We start from the raw sequence: 20,330 nt of genomic DNA, 5'->3' as shown, positions 1-20,330 counted from the left end.
TGTGTCACCTTCGATTAGTGAGGCATCACGCCGTGTTTCTTTCGGGGAAGGGCCTGTCGCTTCGTTCCGTTGGAGCGAAGGGCCAGGATGACCTCCTGTCGCGTTTCCTCCGGAAGTATGACCTTATCGACCAATCCCCTGCTAGCAGCCTGATAGGGGTTGGCAAAGGCCTCCTCGTACTCGTCGATCTTCTTCTGCCTCATGGCCTGCTGGTCCTCGGCACCGGAGATCTCTTTTCTGAAGATGATGTTAGCGGCTCCCTCGGCTCCCATGACGGCTATCTGAGCCTGAGGCCAGGCCAAGACGGTGTCGGCACCCAGGGACTTGGCACACATGCCCAGGTAGGCTCCTCCATAGGCCTTACGAAGTACCACCGACACGAGAGGCACGGTCGCCTCGCTGTAGGCATAGAGAAGCTTGGCTCCATGGCGTATTATACCGCCCCACTCCTGGCTCTTCCCAGGAAGATAGCCGGGAACGTCGATGAGGGTCACGATCGGAAGGTTGAAAGCGTCGCAATGGCGGATAAAGCGGCTTGCCTTGTCGGAGTTGTCTATATCCAGACAGCCAGCCATCTTGTTGGCCTGATTCGCCACTATACCGACAGGCTGTCCGCCGAAAGAACCGTAACCTATGACCATGTTAGTGGCCCACATCGGCTGCACCTCGACGAAACGTCCGTCGTCCACGATCCTGGAGATGACATCTCTGACGTCGTAGGCTTTATTGGGATTGGTGGGAACCACGTTCCTTAGGTCCATATCCATCCTGTTGGGGCTGTCCGAGGTCTCCTTGATGGGAGCATCGCACATGTTATTGCTCGGCAAAAAGCCCAAAACGTCCCTGACCTGCTTGAAACACTCGGCCTCGTCGTTGGCGAAGAAATGGGCGTTGCCGGACTTGCTGTTATGGGTCTTGGCTCCGCCGAGCTCTTCGCTGGTGACCTCCTCGCCGGTAACGGCCTTGATCACCGCGGGACCTGTGATATGCATAATTCCGGTTTTATCCACCATGAAGATATAGTCGGTCAAAGCGGGGCTGTAGACGGCTCCACCGGCAGTAGGACCGACTATAACGGAGATCTGGGGGACGACTCCGCTGGCGAGGGTGTTCTTGTAGAAGATCTCTCCGTAGCCGTTGAGAGAATCCACCGCCTCCTGTATCCTCGCTCCGCCGCTATCGTTGATCCCGACTACGGGGGCACCGTTCTGAAGTGCCAGATCCATGACCTTGCAGATCTTCTTTGCGTGCATCTCCCCGAGAGAACCTCCGAGGACGGTGAAATCCTGGCTGAAGACGTAAACCTTCCGTCCTTCAACCGTTCCCCATCCCGTTACGACACCGTCTCCGGGGAATTTCTTGGTCTCCATTCCGAAGTTATGGCAACGATGCTCCACGTATTCGTCTATCTCGACGAAAGACCCATCGTCGAGCAGAAGGTCTATTCTCTCCCTCGCGGTCAGCTTGCCTTTCTCTTTCTGCTTAGCTACGGCCTTCTCGCCGCCTCCAAGACTGACCTTTTCTCTTTTTTCCAAAAGGCCGTTACAGAGCTCATCAATCGACTTTATAGCCATTCCCATTCCCTCCTAAACGTATTGACCGGATCGAACCTCGTCCAAAGCGCTCACGAGCACATCCTGAGCCACCCGATAGGGATCGGTTTCCTTTTGATAGAGACTTTCCAGCACGGACTCCTCCTGACGCCGATCCCAGGCGGACTCTGTTGCCTTGGCGATACGGCGACGGACAATTTCCTCCACCTCCCATTGAAGTCGTCTTTTTAAACGAAGCTCTCCCTCCTCCGATGTCTCGAGATAACGACGGTGACGCTCTATCGTATCGGAGAGCTCCTCCAGTCCGCTACCGGTTTCAGCGGACGTAAGGGTAACCGGTTGATACCATCCTGTGCCATCGTGGAACATCTTCAGCATCAGCTGGACCTCGGCGGCGACCTTGTCGGCACCGTCTCGATCGGATTTGTTTATCACGAAAAGGTCGGCTATCTCCATTATTCCGGCCTTCATTATCTGCATATCGTCGCCCATTCCGGGGACCAACACCAGACATACGGTATCGGCAATCTTAACCACATCTATCTCGGACTGACCGACTCCCACGGTCTCCACGATGACGATATCCTTGCCGCAGGCGTCTAGAATGAGGGCACCTTCGTAGGTGGATTTGCTTAGTCCACCTAGGGAACCACGGCTACCCATACTCCTAATGTACACATCGGGATCTCCGCTATGCTCCTGCATCCTTATACGGTCCGCAAGGATGGCCCCTCCGCTGAACGGACTGGAGGGGTCCACCGCTATTATGCCAACCGTCTTTCCCTGCCCGCGGAACGATGCGATCATCCTGTTGACCAGCGAGCTCTTACCCGATCCCGGGCTTCCGGTCACACCGATTATATGGGCTTTCCCGGTATGAGGATATATCTCTCTCATGATCTTTTCGGACCTAGCCGTCTCGTTCTCCACCTCAGAGATGAGACGGGCCATGGCCCTGACGTCTCCGGACAGGGCTTTCTCTATCATCGATCTACTCGGCTTCCCGTTTCTTGGCGACCGCCTCTTTCAACCATGTGGCACAGGTCGACGTAGGCGTTCCGGGACCGAAAATGGCGCCAGCTCCCATCTCCATCAAAGAAGGGATATCGGCTTCCGGTATGACACCACCTCCGAAGACTATGATATCCTTTGCGTCTTTTTCGGCAAGACCCTCTATGATAGCCTTGAAATAATGGTGATGAGCTCCGGAGAGTATGCTTATTCCGATTGCGTCAACGTCCTCCTGGATCGCGGTGTCCACGATCTGATCGACGGTCTGACGAAGACCGGTGTAGATTACCTCCATGCCGGCATCCCTGAGAGCTCTGGCTATTACCTTGGCTCCGCGGTCATGACCGTCGAGACCGGGTTTCGCTACGACAACTCGAATTTTACGATCACTCATTGAACAGTCTCCCCCCAAATGGATACGTCCTACAGGACGATATTTTCCTTGTACTCTCCGAACTCATCCCGAAGGATTCCGCAGATCTCGCCCTCGGTGGTGTAGCAGCGAACAGCGTCCAGGATGGCGGGCATCAAGTTTGCCCCCTCGTCCTTGGCCGTCTCTCTTATCTTGTCGAGAGCGTTATTCACCGCTATGTTATCTCTGGACTCGCGAAGCTCCTTGAGCTTCTTGGCCTGATTGGTACCGACCGACTCGTCGACCTTTAAGAGCTGAAGACTCCCTTTTTCCTCCTCGACGGTAAACTTGTTCACCCCTACGACGATTCTGTCGTTCTCCTCGATGGACAGCTGATAATCGTAGGCGGCGTCCTGAATCTGCTTCTGGACGTACCCCTTCTCTATTGCACTCATCATTCCGCCCATCTCGTCTATTTTGGAGATATAGGCCATAGCCTGATCCTCGATCTCGTTGGTGAGGCTCTCTACAGCATAGGATCCTGCCACGGGATCTACCGTGTTACAGACTCCGGATTCATGAGCTATGATCTGCTGGGTCTTGAGGGCAATTCGGACGCTCTTCTCCGTGGGAAGGGCAAGAGCCTCGTCCATGCTGTTGGTGTGTAGAGACTGCGTCCCCCCCAATACCGCGGCAAGGGCCTGTATGGTGACCCTGGCGATGTTGTTTTCCGGCTGCTGAGCCGTGAGGGTACAACCACCGGTCTGGGTATGGAAACGAAGGGAGAGAGCCTTGGGATCGGTGACATCGAAACGATCTTTGAGGATCTTGGCCCAAAGTCTCCTGGCGGCCCGGAACTTGGAGATCTCCTCGATAAAATCGTTGTGAGCGTTGAAAAAGAAGGAGAGACGCTTACCGAAAACGTTGGGGTCCAACCCCGCTTTTATAGCGGCTTCCACGTAAGCGATGCCATCGGCAAGGGTGAAGGCTACCTCCTGAATGGCGGTGCTTCCAGCTTCGCGGATATGATAGCCCGAGATGGATATGGTGTTCCACTTCGGTACGTTCCTGCTGCAGAAATCGAAGATATTCGTTATCAACCTCATAGAAGGTTTAGGCGGAAATATATAGGTTCCCCTGGCAATATACTCCTTGAGGATGTCGTTCTGGATCGTGCCGGAAAGCTGATCCATCGAGATACCCTGTTTTTCGGCAACCCCTATATACATCGCCAAGAGGACGGAAGAAGGAGCGTTGATCGTCATGGAGGTGGAGACCTTGTCCAACGGGATCTGGTTGAACAGGATCTCCATATCCGCAAGACTGTCTATGGCGACTCCAACCTTGCCGACCTCGCCGGCTGCCATGGGATGATCCGAATCGTAACCTATCTGGGTAGGAAGGTCAAAGGCGACGGAAAGCCCCATCGTTCCCTGATCCATGAGCATACGGTAACGACGGTTGGAATCCTCGGCGGTGGCGAACCCAGCGTATTGCCTCATTGTCCAGAAACGGCCTCTGTACTGGGTAGACTGGACTCCTCTGGTATAGGGATATGATCCCGGAACGCCCAGATCCCTCTCGTAATCGACCCCCTCGATGTCAAGAGGTGTATACAGACGCTTCAACGGTATACCACCACCGGTGGTAAAACTCTTCCTTCGCTCCGGACGCTTGACGATGGTCTTCTCCACCGAAGCGTCGTAGCTTTCCTTCAACCTACGGACTTCTTCCAAAATCTTTTTGTCAAACACGCTCTTTCCCCCTTAGTGTACGCTTATAGCCTATAAAAGGTCCGGCCAAACCGGAAGCCAACCTCGATAAGAGATCATACCAAAATCTGCGATGGTTGATAACATGTTTTTGCTGGGATACCCCGAAGAATATACAGTATCCGGATAAAAAATCTTGATAAAGAAACTGTTCGTTTTTAAAGGAAAAATATTTTCTTTCGACAGACTGTTGGAATAGTAAACCGTTCCTCCGGTGTTTTCAACCGCCAATATCAAATTATCTGAAGGTATTTTCGTGCTCCAAGCTGAGATTGAAACACCGTTCATAAGACAAAACCTCAAAATTCGAGAAATTTGTTCTTTACTCAGATCTATAGATGAGTCGAGTATAAGTTGAGATACGGGAAGGCCTTCCTCCCAGATCATCCTGAGCCCTCTTTCCAGAGAATCGTCCTCTTGGGATATCACCAATGCCCTGGAATCGCTTGTTCTACGCAGGTTTTTACCGGAGACCAGAATGGCTTCGGAGCCTACTTCATCTTGAATCGAGAGGATTCGGCCGGGCTTCATGGTATCCTGCCATACCGTCGACAGAACCCCGCTCTGGTCTTTTGTGTAACTTATCAGAGGACCGTTTATGGACATCCTCACCGATATCGCCGTACCTTGGTCCTCGTTTATCCCCTCGAGAAGAGGCTCGTAGAGTATCATGTCTCTCGTTACGCCATTCTTAACTGACGGAACTGGAAGCAAAGCGGTTATCGCCCTTCCATCGGCTCTGACTATATAGACTTGGTCTTTCATCCTTGTCATGGAAAAGCCTTCTTCTATCTCTATTTCGTCGGAGATATGCCAGCTCCCGTCCTCTTCGGGAGAGAAGACCGTCATAGTCCCATCGTCGGAAAGGGAGAGCAGATCGCCTCCTACCCCCCATATAAGAGAACGGGGAGCCTCTTTAGCCAGTTCAACGTAGCTTTGATCATTCCATGAGAAGATAAAGATCTTGTCGCCGCTCCTGTCGGATACCGCTATCGAAGACCCCCTTACGGCCAAGCCTCGAGGCTCGAAAAGGCCTCCTTTGGGAGGAGACCATTCGGATATTCGGTTCAGGGATGGATAGTCGTAGAGCACCACTTTTCTGGCGTCTGGAAGAGCGGCTACCATTTTGGTATCCGACAAAAACGCGACGCTTTCTAGGGATTCTTCAAGATCTCCGCTTCTGACTACGTTAAAAAGACCTTCGTCCTTCTCGTACTCAACGACTGTTCCCTTTTCCGACGCCATAACGAAACGATTCAAACTCAGAGGTACCAAAGCGACGGGGGAGTTAAAAGACAGCTCACTGCTTTCCATAGAGGAAAAAAACCGAACTCTGTCGGAAAGACGATCGCATACGGCCAGACTATCCCCGAAAAAGCCGATACCAGCCAACCCCAAGGTACCGGTCGTAACCTGAGGAGATAACTTGAAAAACGTCTTCAACGATTGCGAATACCCCTGATACTTAACCGGAATTCTTCTAAAGGGGTCACCGTCATTCTCAGAGAATCCCTTGAAAAAGCCCTTTGCGGTAGCGTCTCTAGGTCGAACCTCTAGGTAGGAATTCAAATCTCCCAGAGCCCTTTCCGATAGTCCCATAGCCCTCTCCACTATGGCTCTTAACAGATAGCAATCCACGTTATACGGGTCCGCTTTGAGACTGTCGTCGATGCTCTCTAGAGAGCTCCAATACTTCCTTTGGATCAATTTTCTGTAAGAATCGGTAAAAAACCGCTCGGAGATCATTCTGTCTCCCTTAACCGGTTGAATCGGCTCCTGAGCTTTCAAGGACCCCACCGACACGAAAATCAACATAACAACCAACACACAGATCTTTTTAACCATGAAAGAAGATTCCTCCCTTAAGGATGTCGATACCGGCGAAAGAGGCCAGTCCGAGAGCGATAGAAGCGGCAAAGAGAAAACCTATTAAAACTCTAAGATAAAGGATAGACCCCGCTCCTCCCGGTATCGTTCCCTCTGATATTCTCCTCACTACCCTTGCGAAAAACAGACACAGGCCGAAACATCCCAAGGCCAACAACGCCTGAAGGTTTACCGCCGGTATGGACGTAAAAATACTCATTCGGAACCCTCCCCTACAGTTATTGAAACCGATATAAAAAAAAGGAAGAGGCAAGCCTCTTCCCTTCATTTTACACTACTTGGGGTCATAGAATAGGGCTATACAGCCTCTTCCGCATGATCCGACAGTGAGTTATTTCGATGTATCTGTTTCAATACCTCCACAGCTATCTCCAGAGCTCTCTTGCCATCTGAAATGCCCACCAATGGCTGCTTGCCGTCTCTGACGCAGCTTACAAAATGCTGCAGTTCCAACTTCAGAGGCTCGCTCTTGGGAAATATGGGGTGCTCTATGACCTCAACTAATCCGGTACCGCTTTGATTGACGCAACGATGTATGGATACGTCCTGAGTCTCGTAGTTTATGGAGAGGTACCTCTCCGGTTCCATTATCTCCATCTGACGAAGCCGCCTCTCCGAGACTCTACTCACGAGAATATGGGCCATCGACCCGTTTTCGAAGGAAAGTTGAGCGGAGGCTATATCCTCGTAGTCGGAACGAATTTTTCTACCGGTAGCGGAGATATTCACTATGGTCGAATTAACCAGAGAGAGGACTATGTCTATATCGTGAATCATAAGATCCAAAACTACCCCTACGTCGCTGATCCTGGACGAGAAAGGACCGAGTCGTCTGGACTGAAGAAACATGGGCTTGTGAGATATCTTTGACACGTACTGTATGGCACTGTTAAATCTCTCTATATGTCCGACCTGAAGTACCAGGTCTTTTTCCGCCGCCATTGTCAAAAGTTGTTCCGCCTCGTCAACGGTCGTGGTAACCGGTTTCTCTATCAATACGTTGATTCCTCTAAGGAGAGCTTTTTTAGCGACCTCGAAGTGGTTCACCGTAGGGACCACCACGCTGAGACCGTCAGGACGTGTCGAATCGAGAAACTCATCTATATCGTCGTAATACGGAACCCCGAGATGTTGACCTATAGAGGAAACCCTTTCGGAATTTTCATCCATCACCCCGACAAGCTGAGCTCCCAATATCTCGGTGTAAATTCGGGCGTGGTGCTGCCCAAGATGGCCTACTCCAACGACGCCCATTCTCTTCAATTCCACCAGTACTCACTCCAATCGGCCTGGTTCTATTGTTTCCGTCTACAGTATCACAGATAAGCGTCGAAAGTGGCATCTATGGATGAAAAAAATACCATTCGGCTCTCTTTATCCCCGCTTCGATAGGATAGATATCGGAAAGAGTTGCATAAAGTACATTCCCCATGGACGGCGATGTTCTTAGGGTCAATACCCAATCCTTCGATCTGACTTCTTATAGCGAAAGCCATGTCGAACCATACGGAGTCGCCGTCTTGTCTCCAAAAGTCACTTTTAAGCAAACACATCGCTTTATCGGTCCAGGGATCGTCGATTCTTCGGCTATAACAGCAAGGACCTATTCCCGGACCTATCCAGGCACGAGACAGCCCGACATCCACGTCCATCATCTCCAGCAGTCTGCGCCATCCGGCAAGGACTATATTGTCAACGGTTCCCTTGAATCCCGAATGGAGAAGAAGGCGCCAAGGTGCGGGAGAGCTTCCCGAGAGCAGTACGGGGTAACAATCCGCTACCTGAATCGTCCCTATGTATCCTCCGGACGTCAGAATGACTCCGTCCCCGAAGGCGCGGGAGGCGATGTCGTCCCGATCGGTAACTATATCGACGCCATGCACCTGTCTAGGGGAGATCACGGTTCCCAAGGTTGACAGAGACTTTATCACGTCGTCCTGAGGACGACGATCAAAAGAACGCAACGTCATAGCGCCACGAACGGAGTCCCCCTCCAAAAACTCGAGCACATCTCCATTTGTTCCGGTCGATATGAGAAAAGAAGGGATCATGGCTTTACGTAGTTCCTGTATATCCAGGACAATAGATAGAGACTCCCGCAGCCGAGGACGATATCGCACTCCTCGGAGGCAAGATCCAGGGCTTCCGATGGATCGGTTACGGCGACCGGAGGGGCCGTCCATCTCATGTCCTTCGCAGCTTGGACCAGTTTTTCGGCTTCGGCACACCTCTCGTTGTCGGGGATCTCGGTACAGTACAGCCGGCAGGACATTCTGCCGGACAGTATGCCCAACACGGCGGTGTAGTCTTTGTCGGACATGGACGTATAGACGACTCCGAGGCTTCGAGATCCGACCAGATCGCCCAAAGAGGCTACTAAAGCCGACATCCCGTGGGGGTTATGAGCCCCGTCCAGAAGCAGAGGAGGCTCTTTTCTCAATACCTCCAAGCGCCCGGGCCATTTGGTGATGGAGAAACCTCTCAGGAGATCCGTCTTATTTATGCGAGGAAAATCTTCCCTGAGGATATCGCAGGCCAGATAGGCCAGACGTGCGTTGTCTACCTGGTATCTACCCAATAAAGAGAGGCCGAGATCGACGGTCTCGCCCTCTCTTTTAAGAGATACCGTCGTACCTGAAAGGGACAGGGATAAATTGTCCAGATCTATATCTATCGTCTCATCCGCCACAACGTCGATGCAGCCTCGACTGTCGCATATCTCCCTGAAACGTCGAGAGAGCTTTCCTCCTCCGTCTCCGGCGAAGACGGCTCGTCCTCCATCTCTTACGACTGCGAATTTTTCCTCCGCCACCGCCTCCACAGTATCTCCGAGAAAATCGCTGTGATCCAATGCGATAGGCGTGACCACCGACAACCTGACGTCGCCTAACACGTTGGTGGCATCCAGACGGCCTCCCATGCCAGCCTCTATCACCGCTATGTCGGGAGATCTATCGGAGATCAAAGCCAAGGCGCATACCGTCATGATCTCAAAGTAGGTAGGCCTGTCCTCTTTTAGCGAGGGGTCTTCATCGACACATTCGAATATCCGAAGGATCGATCTCCTCCAGTCTTCCGGAGACACGCATTCGCCATTTAGGGTTAATCTCTCGCCGAAATGCAGAAGATGGGGACTGGTGTAGAGAGCTGTAGAATATCCCGAGCTTCGTAAGGCCGCCTCTATCATGGCGGAAGTGGATCCCTTACCGTTGGTGCCGACCACGTGGACGGCGGGAAAGGACCTTTCAGGATTTCCCATGATGTTTAAAAGACGGATGACCCTGCCTAGCCCGGGATGTATCCCAGGGCTGGACAGGTCCATCATAAGCCTCTCGATCTCGTCGTATCTCTCTATCTCTATTTTTTCGCTCATTTTTCGGAAAGGCTGGCGATATTTTCCGCTATCCTATGGATTCTTCGTTGGAACTCCTCGATCCTACAGCGCTCTTTTTCCACGACGTCTTGGGGGGCCCTTTCTACGAAATTAGGGTTGGCCAGTTTCTTTTCGCTCTTGGAAAGGTTGCTCTCCACCTGTTCCTTTTCCTGCTCCAATCTCCGTATTTCAGAGTCGATATCCAGAAGATCTCCTACCGGCAGATAGACTATCCCCGAACCGAGCACGGAGCTGAGAGACTTGCCGGGAGCGTCGGATCCGGTCGAGACCACCGATATCGTCTCCACCCTGGCGAGAAGGGATATCATATCCTCGTTCTCCTTTACCAGTTCGACAGTGTCCGTCGAATCGGTCCTCACCATCACGGAATCTACAGATTTCTGAGGAGGCAAACCGGCCTCGGCTCTAAGGTTCCTTATAGCCCTTATCATATCCTGGAGGGTCTCCATGGATTTCTCCAGGACATCGGAGTTCTCGTCGGAGGATCTGACCTTCCACGTCTCCTTTTCCATCGGCTCCTGTCCAAAACCGAAAGCCTGCCACAGCTCCTCCGTCAGAAAAGGAATAAAGGGGTGAAGCAACGAGAGGGTCTCTTTGAAGACGTCGAGAAGGACCCAGAGGGAGGCTTCCTTTCTGTCCTCGCCCTCGTCTCCCCAGAGAGCGGGTTTGCTCATCTCCACATACCAATCGCAAAGGTCTCCCCAGATGAAATCGTAGAGCAACCTGGCGGCATCGCCTATGAGATATTCGTCCAAATAATCGGTGACCTGTGAGTTCACCTTGGACAGCCGATCCATTATCCACTTATCGTGAAGCCTAAGATCCTTCTCATCGGGTCGGGAGGGCTCCGAATCGCCCAGATTCATCAGAGCAAAACGACTGGCATTCCATATTTTATTAAGGAAATGCCTGTAGTTCTCTATCTTGCTTGGACTCAAGAGTATGTCCCTTCCGGGCATCGTAAGGGCAGCTACGGTAAAACGAAGGGCGTCGGCACCGAACTGGTCGATCATGATAAGAGGATCGATCACGTTACCCTTGGACTTGCTCATCTTCTGTCCCTGTTCGTCTCTCACCAAGGCATGGATGTAGACGTCGTTGAAGGGGATCTCGTCCATGAACTCCAGTCCCATCATTATCATCCTAGAGACCCAGAAAAATATTATGTCGAATCCTGTTACCATCAGGGAAGTTGGGTAGAAATGCTCCAACTCCTCGGTGTTATCGGGCCAGCCCAAGGTCGAGAAAGGCCACAGGGCGCTGCTGAACCATGTATCAAGCACGTCCTCGTCCTGAATCAAGGCGGACGATCCACACTTAGGACATCCTGTCGGGTCTTCCTCGGCGACCACTATATGTCCGCAGTCCTGGCAGGTCCAGGCAGGGATCCGATGTCCCCACCAAAGCTGACGTGAGATACACCAGTCCCTGATGTTCTCCATCCACTGGTAGTAGGTTTTAGTCCAGTGTTCAGGCAACCATCGGATCTCGCCGTTTTCGACCGATTGGACTCCTCTATCGGCCAACGGCTTCGCCTTGACGAACCACTGTTCGGACAGATAGGGTTCCACGACGGTGTTACATCTGTAACAATGGCCGACCTGATGAGGAAGATCCTCGACCTTCTTGAGGTAACCCTGTTCTTCGAGGTCCGATACGGCCTTTTTCCGTCCTTCCTCGACGGACATGCCTGCATAGGGGTCAGCGTTCTCGTTCATCACGCCCTGCGCATCGATCACCTGGAGCTGTTCGAGACCGTGTCTCTGTCCCACCAGGAAGTCGTTCGGGTCGTGAGCGGGGGTTATCTTGACGAATCCCGTTCCGAACTCGGGATCCACCATGTTGTCCTCTATTATGGGTATCTCCCTGCCTCCGGTTAAAGGAGCCACCACTTTTTTGCCTATCAGAGAGCGATTATTCTCGTCTCTGGGATGGACGGCTACTGCAACGTCTCCAAGGATGGTCTCAGGTCTGGTGGTGGCTACGAGGATATGTCCATCCTCCCCGACGATCGGATAGGCGACGTAGTAAAGCTTACCCGGCTCCTCCGAGTGCTCTACCTCCAGATCGGAAAGTGCGGTCTGACACCTGGGGCACCAGTTTATGATGTATTTCCCTCTGTATATGAGTCCCTTTTCGTAAAGCCTCACGAAGACGGCACGTACCGCCTTGGAGAGCCCCTCGTCCATGGTGAACCTCAGACGACGCCAATCGCAGGAGTTCCCTAGCTTTTTCTGCTGATTTATTATCCTGTTGCCGTACTCCTCTTTCCACGCCCATACCCTGTCGATGAAATCCTCTCTGGACATGTCGTGTCTGGAGATACCCTCTTTGGCAAGCTCCCTCTCCACGACGTTTTGGGTGGCTATCCCGGCGTGATCCGTTCCGGGAAGCCACAGAACGTTATAGCCTCTCATCCTCTTGTATCTGCATATAATGTCCTGAAAGGTGTTGTTGAAGGCATGCCCCATGTGAAGAGAGCCGGTCACGTTAGGGGGGGGGATGACTATGCTGAAAGCCTCTTTCTCCTTGTCTACGTCCGCCTCGAAGAGTCCTTTGTCCAGCCACCACCGATAAAACCTGTCTTCGATCGGTTTAGGATCGTAGTTTTTAGGAAGTTCCCTGTTCCTCTCTGTCATCTTTTTTCCCCCTTAACTATCCACATAACGGTTCCACTCTTCCAGATAGGCCGATATAAAGGTTCGTAACTCGTCTATTCCCAACTTCCCCTCCGTAGAGGTGAGGATAGGGACGTCGACGGATTTCAGACCGGACTTGATGTACTTGTGAAGCTCGCCCTTTCTTTTGCCCCTGGCAATTTTGTCCACCTTGGTAAAGACCGTGAGCATTGGCACGCCGAGAGCGGAGATCCAGTCCTGAAGCTCTACATCGTTCTTCAGAAGTCCGTGACGAAAATCGACCAAGTGTATGACCAAGGACAGATTTTGCCTGGAAGATACGTACCTCTCTATAAGCTTACGCCACTGGTCCTGTTCTTTTTTGCTCCTCGAAGCAAATCCGTAACCAGGAAGGTCTACCAAGGTGAAAGGAGCTCCTCCAGAAGAGACCTCGAAAAAATTTATGCTTCTCGTTTTTCCCGGCTTCGAACTGATATGGGCTATTTTCTGGTCGATAAGAGCGTTCAGCAGACTGGATTTTCCCACGTTCGACCTGCCTGCCAAGGCGACCTCCGGCAACTTAGGTTCTGGAAACTGACGGGCCTCGAAAGCTGTACGGACAAGCTCCGCTCTCCATCTGGACATCAATCGGACTCCAAGGCGTGCTTAAAGACGTCTTTAGCGGAAGAGACGAATACGAAACGAAGACCGTCCTTAACCCACTCTTCCAGTTCTTCCACGTCGGGGCGATTGCCCTCGGGAACGACAATCCTCTTGATACCGTTTCTCTTGGCTGCCAAAATCTTTTCCCTGATGCCCCCGATCGGGAGGACCTGTCCCAGGAGGGAGATCTCGCCAGTCATAGCCACGTCCGGGAGGTATCTTCTACCGGCCAAGACCGACAATATGGCTACGGCCATGGTTATACCGGCCGAGGGTCCGTCCTTCGGGATAGCGCCTTCAGGAACGTGTAGATGGACGTCGAGGCCGCTCCAGTCGACGTCTTTAAGACCGAACTGCCCACCGTGACCTTTCAGATACCCCATGGCGGTCTGTGCCGATTCCTGCATAATGGAACCGAGGTTGCCGGTCAAGGTGACCTGCCCCTTCCCCTCAGTAGAGATAGCCTCAATCACCAGGACCTCTCCACCGGCCTGAGTCCAGGCCAAGCCCAAAGCCACTCCTCTGCGGGGAGTTTTGGGAAGCCTGAGATCGTACCGTTTGGGAGCACCAAGATAGTCTTTCAGGTTTTTAGCGGTCACCCTAACAGGGCCGACTTCCTCGTCGGAACTCTCCGATTCGACGATCTTCATCGCCGCTTTCCTACAGAGGGAGGCCATGTTCCTCTCCAGGTTTCTCACGCCCGCCTCTCTCGTGTACTCTCCCACTATCTTTCGATAGACTCCGTCGGAGATGGTAAGGTCTTTCCTGGTCAGGCCGTTCTCCCTGAGAAGCTTGGGCAACAGGTGCTTCTTCGCTATCCTCAGTTTTTCCTCCATTACGTAACCGGAAAGCTCTATAACCTCCATACGGTCCAACAAGGCGCTCGGTATCGTATGGGTGACGTTGGCGGTGGTAATGAACAGGACCTTGCTGAGATCGAAAGGTACCTCCAGATAATGGTCCACAAAACGATCGTTTTGCGACGGATCGAGCACCTCCAAAAGGGCCGACGCCGGATCCCCTCTGAAATCGTTGCCCAGCTTATCGACCTCGTCCATCAACAAAACCGGGTTCTTTGTCCCCACCTGCTTTATCTTCTGCATTATCCTGCCAGGCATGGATCCGATATAGGTCTTCCTATGGCCTCGTATCTCCGCCTCGTCTCTTACTCCGCCCAGAGACATGCTGACAAACTTTCTTCCCATAGCATCGGCGACGGAACGGCCTAACGAGGTTTTTCCGACCCCGGGAGGTCCGACAAGACAGAGGATTCCTCCTCTGGCCTGGTCCCCCGCCAGTTTTCTGACCGCTATGAACTCAAGGAGGCGTTTCTTTATCCTCTCGAGACCGTAATGATTGGATTCCAGGACGGAACGCACCGAGGAGAGGTCGAGATTGTCCTCCGTTTCCTTGTGCCAAGGCATCCCCAAGATCCAGTCTATATAGCTCCTCACGACCGTGGCCTCCGCCGACAAAGGCGGCATCTTGCCCAATCTTCGAAGTTCCTCTCTGGCCCGTTCCTCCACTTCATCAGGAAGCTCTGCATCGACGATCTTCTTTTCGTACCCGTCCAGTTCGGATTCCGAATCGTCCTGTCCCAACTCGGAACGAATGATCTTCAGCTGCTCCCTCAGATAATACTGTTTCTGCCCCTGTTCCAGCTCCTGTTGAACTCTGTCGTGGATATCGTGTTCCAATTTCAGAAGTTCGTTTTCCTCCAGTAACGTCTTGAGAAGAAGCTCCAACCTGGTATCCATGCGGTTGCATTCCAGTAGATTTTGTTTTTTGTCGACATCTATGGTCAGATGGGACGCGACCAGATCGGACATCTTATCCAGGTCTTTCACCGAATTGACCGAGATGAGGATCTCCGACGGAAGTTTTGGGTGAAGGGTCACGTATTCCTCGAACGCCAACATTACGCTTCTCTTTAGCGCCTCTATCTTTTCGTCTTTCCTCCAGCGCCCTGTCTCCACGGAGACGATATCGGCCGACAGAACGTCCCTTTCCTTGACGAACGCCCTGGCCCTCATGCGTCCGAGCCCCTCGAGCAACACCTTGGTCGATCCGTCCGGAACCCTGACCATCTGAAGTATGTTGCAGAGGGTCCCCATGGAGTAAAGATCTCCCTCTCCGGGGTCCTCTACCGATAGGTCCATCTGGGTCGCTACGAAGATCTTGCGATCCTCGAGTATGGAAAGCTCTATGGCCTTGAGGGATCTGGGACGTCCTACGAAAAGAGGAGCGATGGCCCCCGGAAACATCACCATGTCCCGAACGGGAAGAACATAGGCCATAGGCTAGGCTACCTCCTCATCGCTTCCGAGAACATATCTGGGCGGCTCCGATCCGTCGATAAACCCTTCATCCAGAATTATCTTGACGACGTCGTCCTCTCTGGAAGGGATATCGTACATAAGATCCAACATCCTGCTCTCCATTATCGTTCTTAGTCCTCTGGCCCCGGTATTCTTGATCATGGCTTTTTCGGCTACGGCTTTTAGGGCTCCTTCGGTGAACTCCAGGTCGATGTTCTCAAGCTCAAGAAGCTTTTCATACTGCCTGACCAGAGCGTTACGGGGCTCGGTAAGTATCTTGACCAAGGCATCCACGTCCAGGGTCTCCATTGGGACCAAAACAGGTATACGGCCTATGATCTCCGGTATAAAACCGAAGGCCATCAGGTCATCCGGTTCGGCATGAGAGAGAAGCTCAAACCTCTTGGCCGACACCTTGCTGTGGACTTCGCCTCCGAAACCTATCATCTTTCTGTTCATCCTTCTGGCTACTATATCCTCAAGACCGTCGAAGGCCCCAGCGCATATAAAGAGGATGTTGGTGGTATCTATCGGTATGAACTCCTGATAGGGATGCTTTCTGCCACCCTTGGGGGGCACATTGGCCAAAGTTCCCTCGAGTATCTTGAGCAACGCCTGCTGAACCCCCTCCCCCGAGACATCTCTGGTTATCGACGTGGACTCGGATTTACGGGTTATCTTGTCTATCTCGTCTATGTAGATGATCCCTCTCTCCGCGGCGGAAACGTCGTAATCGGCGGCCTGGAGAAGCCTGACGAGGATGTTCTCGACGTCCTCTCCGACATATCCGGCCTCTGTAAGAACGGTGGCATCCGCCATAGCAAAGGGAACGTTCAGTTTTTTGGCCAGTGTCTGGGCGATCAGGGTCTTTCCTGACCCGGTAGGACCGGCCAACAGCAGGTTGCTTTTCTGGATATCCACATCGCTTTCGTTAGCGACGTTGTTCTGAATCCTCCTGTAGTGGTTATAGACCGATACGGAGACAGCCCTCTTGGCCTTTTCCTGCCCGATAATGTAGCGATCCAGGTAGGATTTGATTTCCCTTGGTTTAGGGATGTTATTGAAGTCCATAAAAGGCTCCCTTACCGAGAGGGTCTTTCCCGACTCTTGAGAGGCCTGATCTTCCTGAAGTATCAGAGAACAGAGGTTAATGCACTCGTTGCATATGTAGACACCAGGGCCGGCGATAAGCTTGACCACCTCTTCCTGGGTTTTTCCACAAAAGGAACAACGAATCCCTTTATCTCCGGTCCGGCCTTTTTCATCAAAATTTCTCATTTTTTTCGTCCTCCTTGCGATCGGATAGGAACCTGGACGACGCTTTAACGCCCATAATGCACAAATAAGGGATACCCGATTTGCGGGCTCCCTTATCTGCGTCTCGGCGGTTACGAATTCTATCGTCTATCGATGACCTTGTCCACAAGCCCATAGGCCATGGCCTCGTCAGCTGACATATAGAAGTCCTTTTCCGTATCTTCGCATATCTTATCGAAATCCTGTCCACTGTGATCGGCGAGAATCCGATTCAACGTCTCTTTAGTATGCAAAATCTCCTTGATCTGAATAGCCATGTCGGACGCCTTGCCCCTGGCGCCCCCCCAAGGCTGATGGATCATCACCCTGCTTCGAGGAAGGGATACCCTTTTCCCCGCCGTACCGGCGGTCAAGAGTACCGCCGCCATACTGGCGGCTATACCTACGACTATGGTCGAGATATCGCACTTGACGTACTGCATAGTATCATATATCGCCAACCCCGCGGTGGTAGAACCACCGGGAGAGTTGATGTAAAAATAGATGTCCTTATCGGGGTTTTCGCTCTCCAAAAACAACATCTGGGCTATCACCGAGTTCGCCAGACCATCGTTGATCTCGTCTCCTATAAAGACGATTCGGTCCTTCAAGAGCCTGGAATAGATATCGTAGGATCTCTCTCCTCGGCCCGTTTGCTCTATGACGTAAGGGACATACATCGACATCGAGGTAACTCCTCCCTGTCCTGGCTATTGAGCCTGGCCCATCTCCTTTTCCTCGACGGAGACCTTTTCCATCATGGCGGAGATCGTCTTCTTGACCTTTAGGCTATGAGCTATCTCGTTGATTTTATCCTTGTTCTTAAGAAAAGCTCCCTTTACCGCCTCTACTCCGACTCCGTAACTATCGGCTACACGCTGGAACTCCTCGTCGAGATCCTCCTTGGTGAGCTCCACTGCCATCTCCTTGCCATAAGCCTCCAGGACCAGAAACTCCTTGACGTCCCGTTCGGCTTGAGAGGTCAGCTTAGAATCGTCGACATCCGCGACTCCCTGCTCTTCCATTCGTTTCTTGAGGTTTTCTACCTGTCTGTTCACCATGGAGACGGGAACCTCCACCTCGGAGGCGTCGACCGATTTTCTGACCATGTTGCCCTCGGCAGCCTGCTGAGCCTCACCTTCCATGTGATCTCCGAGACGCTGAGAGATAGCTTCCCTGAAAGAGCCTTCCTCCATGGCCTCGCCCTCTTCACCAAATACCTGACCAAAGAAGGATGAATCCAGCTCCGGCAGAACCCTCTCCTTGACTTCCTTTACGGTAAACTTATACTTAGCGGTCTTTCCCGCCAACTTCTCGTCTTTATAATCCTCGTCTATAACTACCTGCGAGTCCTTTTCGTCCTCGGGAGATACACCAACCAAGGCCTGATAGATCTCGGGCCTCAAGGTCTCCTCTACTAGGTCGAAAGAGTGGGTCTCGGCAGGATGGGAGACTATCTCCTCTCCCTCGTCATCGACCACTACCGTCGAGTAATCCGCTACGACGACGTCTCCCGGAGCGCTGGGACGATCCACCGACTCTAGAGAGGAATGTCTCTTACGAAGATCATCGATCGCTTCCGATACATGATCGTCGGTCACGCTCATCTTAGGCTTTACAACCTGGATCTCGGAGAGATCGGCCAGTGATACCTCAGGCTCGACCTCGAACACCAAAGTCAACTCCACGTCCTTACCGTCTTCCATAACGTCGATCTTAACATCCGGATCCTCGATAAGGTTCAAATCGTAATCGGTGGTTATCTCTCCCAGAAGAGATGGAATCATCTCCTCCAGAGCCTCTGCCAAAATAGCTTCTTTCCCAAAGCGAAGATCTAGGACTTTTCTGGGGGCCTTCCCTCGGCGAAACCCTGGAATAGCCGCGTTTTTGGCAAGCTTATCATACATTTTGGAGACCTCTTTTTTGAAGTCCTCTTTTTCAACAACCGCTTTTATGGTAACTACGTTCTTTTCCTGCGACAGCATCTCTGATCTCACGAGAGGCAACCCCTTTCACGACAACCTATATCTTGAACAACCACGGTAGTATATCACAAACGAACTTCCTTTACTAAATCATTCATTTCTGTGCATCTATGAACAGACGTATCTCGTCGTTAGAACGTTCGATAGACTCCTCATAGAGGGAAAACAGTTTCTCTAAAAGATCGCGACGCTCGTCACGGCCGGCCTGACCTATAGCGGACAGCCTCTCTATCGATTCGAGGCTTCCCATTGCCCCTAAGCTACCCTCTATCGAATGGACCATCCGCCGGACTTCCAACGGATCTCGACGCCCTACGGCATCGGCCAGGGAACGATGCATCTCATCGTAATGAGATAAAAAGATGCGGGCCAACTCTACGGCTAGTCTTACGTCTCCCCCTGCCATGTCAAGCAAGCGCTTTTCTCGTTGACTTGAGGACTCGGACACGGGCAACACCCCTGCATTAGTTGAATTTTATATACAAAATAGAGGACACCCAAACGACACGTCCCCAAAAACAGCTTATCATACAAAGGAGAATAAAAATACTCAAGGGAAGGGTGATAGATGAAGGGAAAGCTTTTAACGAGGAAAATGGTGCGAGAGAGGGGACTTGAACCCCTACGCACGAAGGCACTGGATCCTAAATCCAGCGTGTCTACCAATTCCACCACTCTCGCATCGTCGTTGGCGGAAAAAATGGTGGACCGTACAGGAATCGAACCTGTAACCCCCTGATTAAGAGTCAGGTGCTCTGCCAGTTGAGCTAACGGTCCCATTAAAAGGCATCACCAAGACGGAAAAATTGGTGGATCGTACAGGAATCGAACCTGTAACCCCCTGATTAAGAGTCAGGTGCTCTGCCAGTTGAGCTAACGATCCACAAAGATAATGGGGTGAGTGAGGGGATTCGAACCCCCGACCTCTGGAACCACAATCCAGCGTTCTAACCAACTGAACTACACTCACCATAAAGACTCTTGGCGCGCCGGGCAGGATTCGAACCCGCGACCCACGGCTTAGAAGGCCGTTGCTCTATCCAACTGAGCTACCGGCGCAAAAAAAATGGAGCGGAAAACGGGACTCGAACCCGCAACCCCCAGCTTGGAAGGCTAGTGCTCTACCAATTGAGCTATTTCCGCATATCCATCGTAAATATGGTCGGGGCGAAAGGATTCGAACCTTCGACCCCCTGCTCCCAAAGCAGGTGCGCTAACCAGACTGCGCTACGCCCCGTACTCTAGCTGAAGGGTGAAACTTGACCTAGCAGCGCCCAAACTCGGTACCGGGAAATGATACAACAGGAAACCAACTCCGTCAAGCATTTCCCAACCCCATGACGATCCACAGAAAAGACAAAAAAGACCGATGACCTAATCTGGTGGAGCTGGGGGGACTCGAACCCCCGACCTATTCCTTGCGAAGGAATCGCGCTCCCTCTGCGCCACAGCCCCTCTCGTCACAAGACGGCGATAATTGT

16 protein-coding genes and 8 tRNA genes are annotated in these 20,330 nt (G+C 52.1%); all 24 read right to left on the bottom strand.

Annotated elements, in window-relative coordinates:
• Nucleotides 1–14 precede the first annotated feature (14 nt).
• On the bottom strand, nucleotides 15–1,574 hold the full coding sequence (locus L2W58_RS01520) for an acyl-CoA carboxylase subunit beta (protein WP_236101223.1): 1,560 nt from the start codon (nucleotides 1,572–1,574) through the stop codon (nucleotides 15–17).
• Nucleotides 1,575–1,586: 12 nt separating this feature from the next.
• Nucleotides 1,587–2,540 carry a methylmalonyl Co-A mutase-associated GTPase MeaB gene (gene meaB / locus L2W58_RS01515; RefSeq protein ID WP_236101222.1) on the bottom strand — a complete coding sequence of 318 codons (954 nt, stop codon included), beginning with the start codon at nucleotides 2,538–2,540 and terminating at the stop codon, nucleotides 1,587–1,589.
• Between the two features lie 4 nt (nucleotides 2,541–2,544).
• Nucleotides 2,545–2,958, bottom strand: coding sequence for a cobalamin B12-binding domain-containing protein (locus L2W58_RS01510; RefSeq protein ID WP_236098847.1), 414 nt, complete (start codon nucleotides 2,956–2,958; stop codon nucleotides 2,545–2,547).
• A 29-nt stretch (nucleotides 2,959–2,987) separates the two neighbouring features.
• Entirely contained in the window at nucleotides 2,988–4,670 is a 1,683-nt protein-coding gene (locus tag L2W58_RS01505) for an acyl-CoA mutase large subunit family protein (protein WP_236101220.1), read from the bottom strand.
• Between the two features lie 30 nt (nucleotides 4,671–4,700).
• A complete protein-coding gene (locus L2W58_RS01500; RefSeq protein WP_236101219.1) occupies nucleotides 4,701–6,533 on the bottom strand; it encodes a hypothetical protein in 1,833 nt (610 codons plus the stop codon).
• On the bottom strand, nucleotides 6,526–6,774 hold the full coding sequence (locus L2W58_RS01495) for a flagellar biosynthesis protein FliR (protein WP_236101217.1): 249 nt from the start codon (nucleotides 6,772–6,774) through the stop codon (nucleotides 6,526–6,528). The genes L2W58_RS01500 and L2W58_RS01495 overlap by 8 nt, the downstream gene beginning before the upstream one ends.
• A 98-nt stretch (nucleotides 6,775–6,872) precedes the next feature.
• The gene (locus tag L2W58_RS01490; protein WP_236101216.1) at nucleotides 6,873–7,844 is read right to left on the bottom strand and encodes a Gfo/Idh/MocA family oxidoreductase; all 972 of its coding nucleotides are present in this window, start codon (nucleotides 7,842–7,844) and stop codon (nucleotides 6,873–6,875) included.
• Nucleotides 7,845–7,891: 47 nt separating this feature from the next.
• Nucleotides 7,892–8,545, bottom strand: a complete 654-nt coding sequence (locus L2W58_RS01485; RefSeq protein WP_236101214.1) for a purine nucleoside phosphorylase YfiH/LACC1 family protein — start codon at nucleotides 8,543–8,545, stop codon at nucleotides 7,892–7,894.
• Nucleotides 8,546–8,622: 77 nt separating this feature from the next.
• Nucleotides 8,623–9,948, bottom strand: coding sequence for a bifunctional folylpolyglutamate synthase/dihydrofolate synthase (locus L2W58_RS01480; protein ID WP_236101213.1), 1,326 nt, complete (start codon nucleotides 9,946–9,948; stop codon nucleotides 8,623–8,625).
• Complete coding sequence (locus L2W58_RS01475) at nucleotides 9,945–12,608, bottom strand: valine--tRNA ligase (protein WP_236101212.1); 2,664 nt, start codon at nucleotides 12,606–12,608, stop codon at nucleotides 9,945–9,947. The genes L2W58_RS01480 and L2W58_RS01475 overlap by 4 nt, the downstream gene beginning before the upstream one ends.
• Nucleotides 12,609–12,620: 12 nt before the next feature.
• Nucleotides 12,621–13,232 (bottom strand): ribosome biogenesis GTP-binding protein YihA/YsxC, encoded by a 612-nt coding sequence (yihA, locus tag L2W58_RS01470; RefSeq protein WP_236101211.1) that lies wholly within the window; start codon nucleotides 13,230–13,232, stop codon nucleotides 12,621–12,623.
• Nucleotides 13,232–15,547 carry an endopeptidase La gene (lon, locus tag L2W58_RS01465; RefSeq protein ID WP_236101210.1) on the bottom strand — a complete coding sequence of 772 codons (2,316 nt, stop codon included), beginning with the start codon at nucleotides 15,545–15,547 and terminating at the stop codon, nucleotides 13,232–13,234. Before lon ends, yihA begins: the two co-directional genes overlap by 1 nt.
• Nucleotides 15,548–15,550: 3 nt before the next feature.
• Complete coding sequence (clpX, locus tag L2W58_RS01460; protein WP_236101209.1) at nucleotides 15,551–16,846, bottom strand: ATP-dependent Clp protease ATP-binding subunit ClpX; 1,296 nt, start codon at nucleotides 16,844–16,846, stop codon at nucleotides 15,551–15,553.
• Between the two features lie 119 nt (nucleotides 16,847–16,965).
• Nucleotides 16,966–17,544 carry an ATP-dependent Clp endopeptidase proteolytic subunit ClpP gene (clpP, locus tag L2W58_RS01455; RefSeq protein ID WP_236101344.1) on the bottom strand — a complete coding sequence of 193 codons (579 nt, stop codon included), beginning with the start codon at nucleotides 17,542–17,544 and terminating at the stop codon, nucleotides 16,966–16,968.
• A 30-nt stretch (nucleotides 17,545–17,574) separates the two neighbouring features.
• Nucleotides 17,575–18,861, bottom strand: coding sequence for a trigger factor (tig, locus tag L2W58_RS01450; protein WP_236101208.1), 1,287 nt, complete (start codon nucleotides 18,859–18,861; stop codon nucleotides 17,575–17,577).
• Nucleotides 18,862–18,943: 82 nt separating this feature from the next.
• Nucleotides 18,944–19,255, bottom strand: coding sequence for an Hpt domain-containing protein (locus L2W58_RS01445; protein ID WP_236101207.1), 312 nt, complete (start codon nucleotides 19,253–19,255; stop codon nucleotides 18,944–18,946).
• 190 nt (nucleotides 19,256–19,445) lie between these two features.
• Nucleotides 19,446–19,530: transfer RNA gene (locus L2W58_RS01440), tRNA-Leu, on the bottom strand.
• A gap of 20 nt (nucleotides 19,531–19,550) precedes the next feature.
• Nucleotides 19,551–19,626: transfer RNA gene (locus L2W58_RS01435), tRNA-Lys, on the bottom strand.
• A gap of 30 nt (nucleotides 19,627–19,656) precedes the next feature.
• Nucleotides 19,657–19,732 (bottom strand) — tRNA-Lys (locus L2W58_RS01430).
• 10 nt (nucleotides 19,733–19,742) lie between these two features.
• A tRNA-His gene (locus L2W58_RS01425) sits at nucleotides 19,743–19,819 on the bottom strand.
• A 12-nt stretch (nucleotides 19,820–19,831) separates the two neighbouring features.
• A tRNA-Arg gene (locus L2W58_RS01420) sits at nucleotides 19,832–19,908 on the bottom strand.
• 8 nt (nucleotides 19,909–19,916) lie between these two features.
• A tRNA-Gly gene (locus tag L2W58_RS01415) sits at nucleotides 19,917–19,992 on the bottom strand.
• Nucleotides 19,993–20,008: 16 nt separating this feature from the next.
• Nucleotides 20,009–20,086: transfer RNA gene (locus L2W58_RS01410), tRNA-Pro, on the bottom strand.
• A gap of 143 nt (nucleotides 20,087–20,229) precedes the next feature.
• A tRNA-Ala gene (locus L2W58_RS01405) sits at nucleotides 20,230–20,304 on the bottom strand.
• Between the last annotated feature and the right edge of the window lie 26 nt (nucleotides 20,305–20,330).

Origin of the sequence: Dethiosulfovibrio faecalis, from assembly GCF_021568795.1 — a bacterium.
GTDB classification, from domain to species: Bacteria; Synergistota; Synergistia; order Synergistales; family Dethiosulfovibrionaceae; genus Dethiosulfovibrio; species Dethiosulfovibrio faecalis.
Note: the sequence above shows the minus strand (reverse complement) of the source record. Positions and strands in the feature narration are given on the sequence as shown.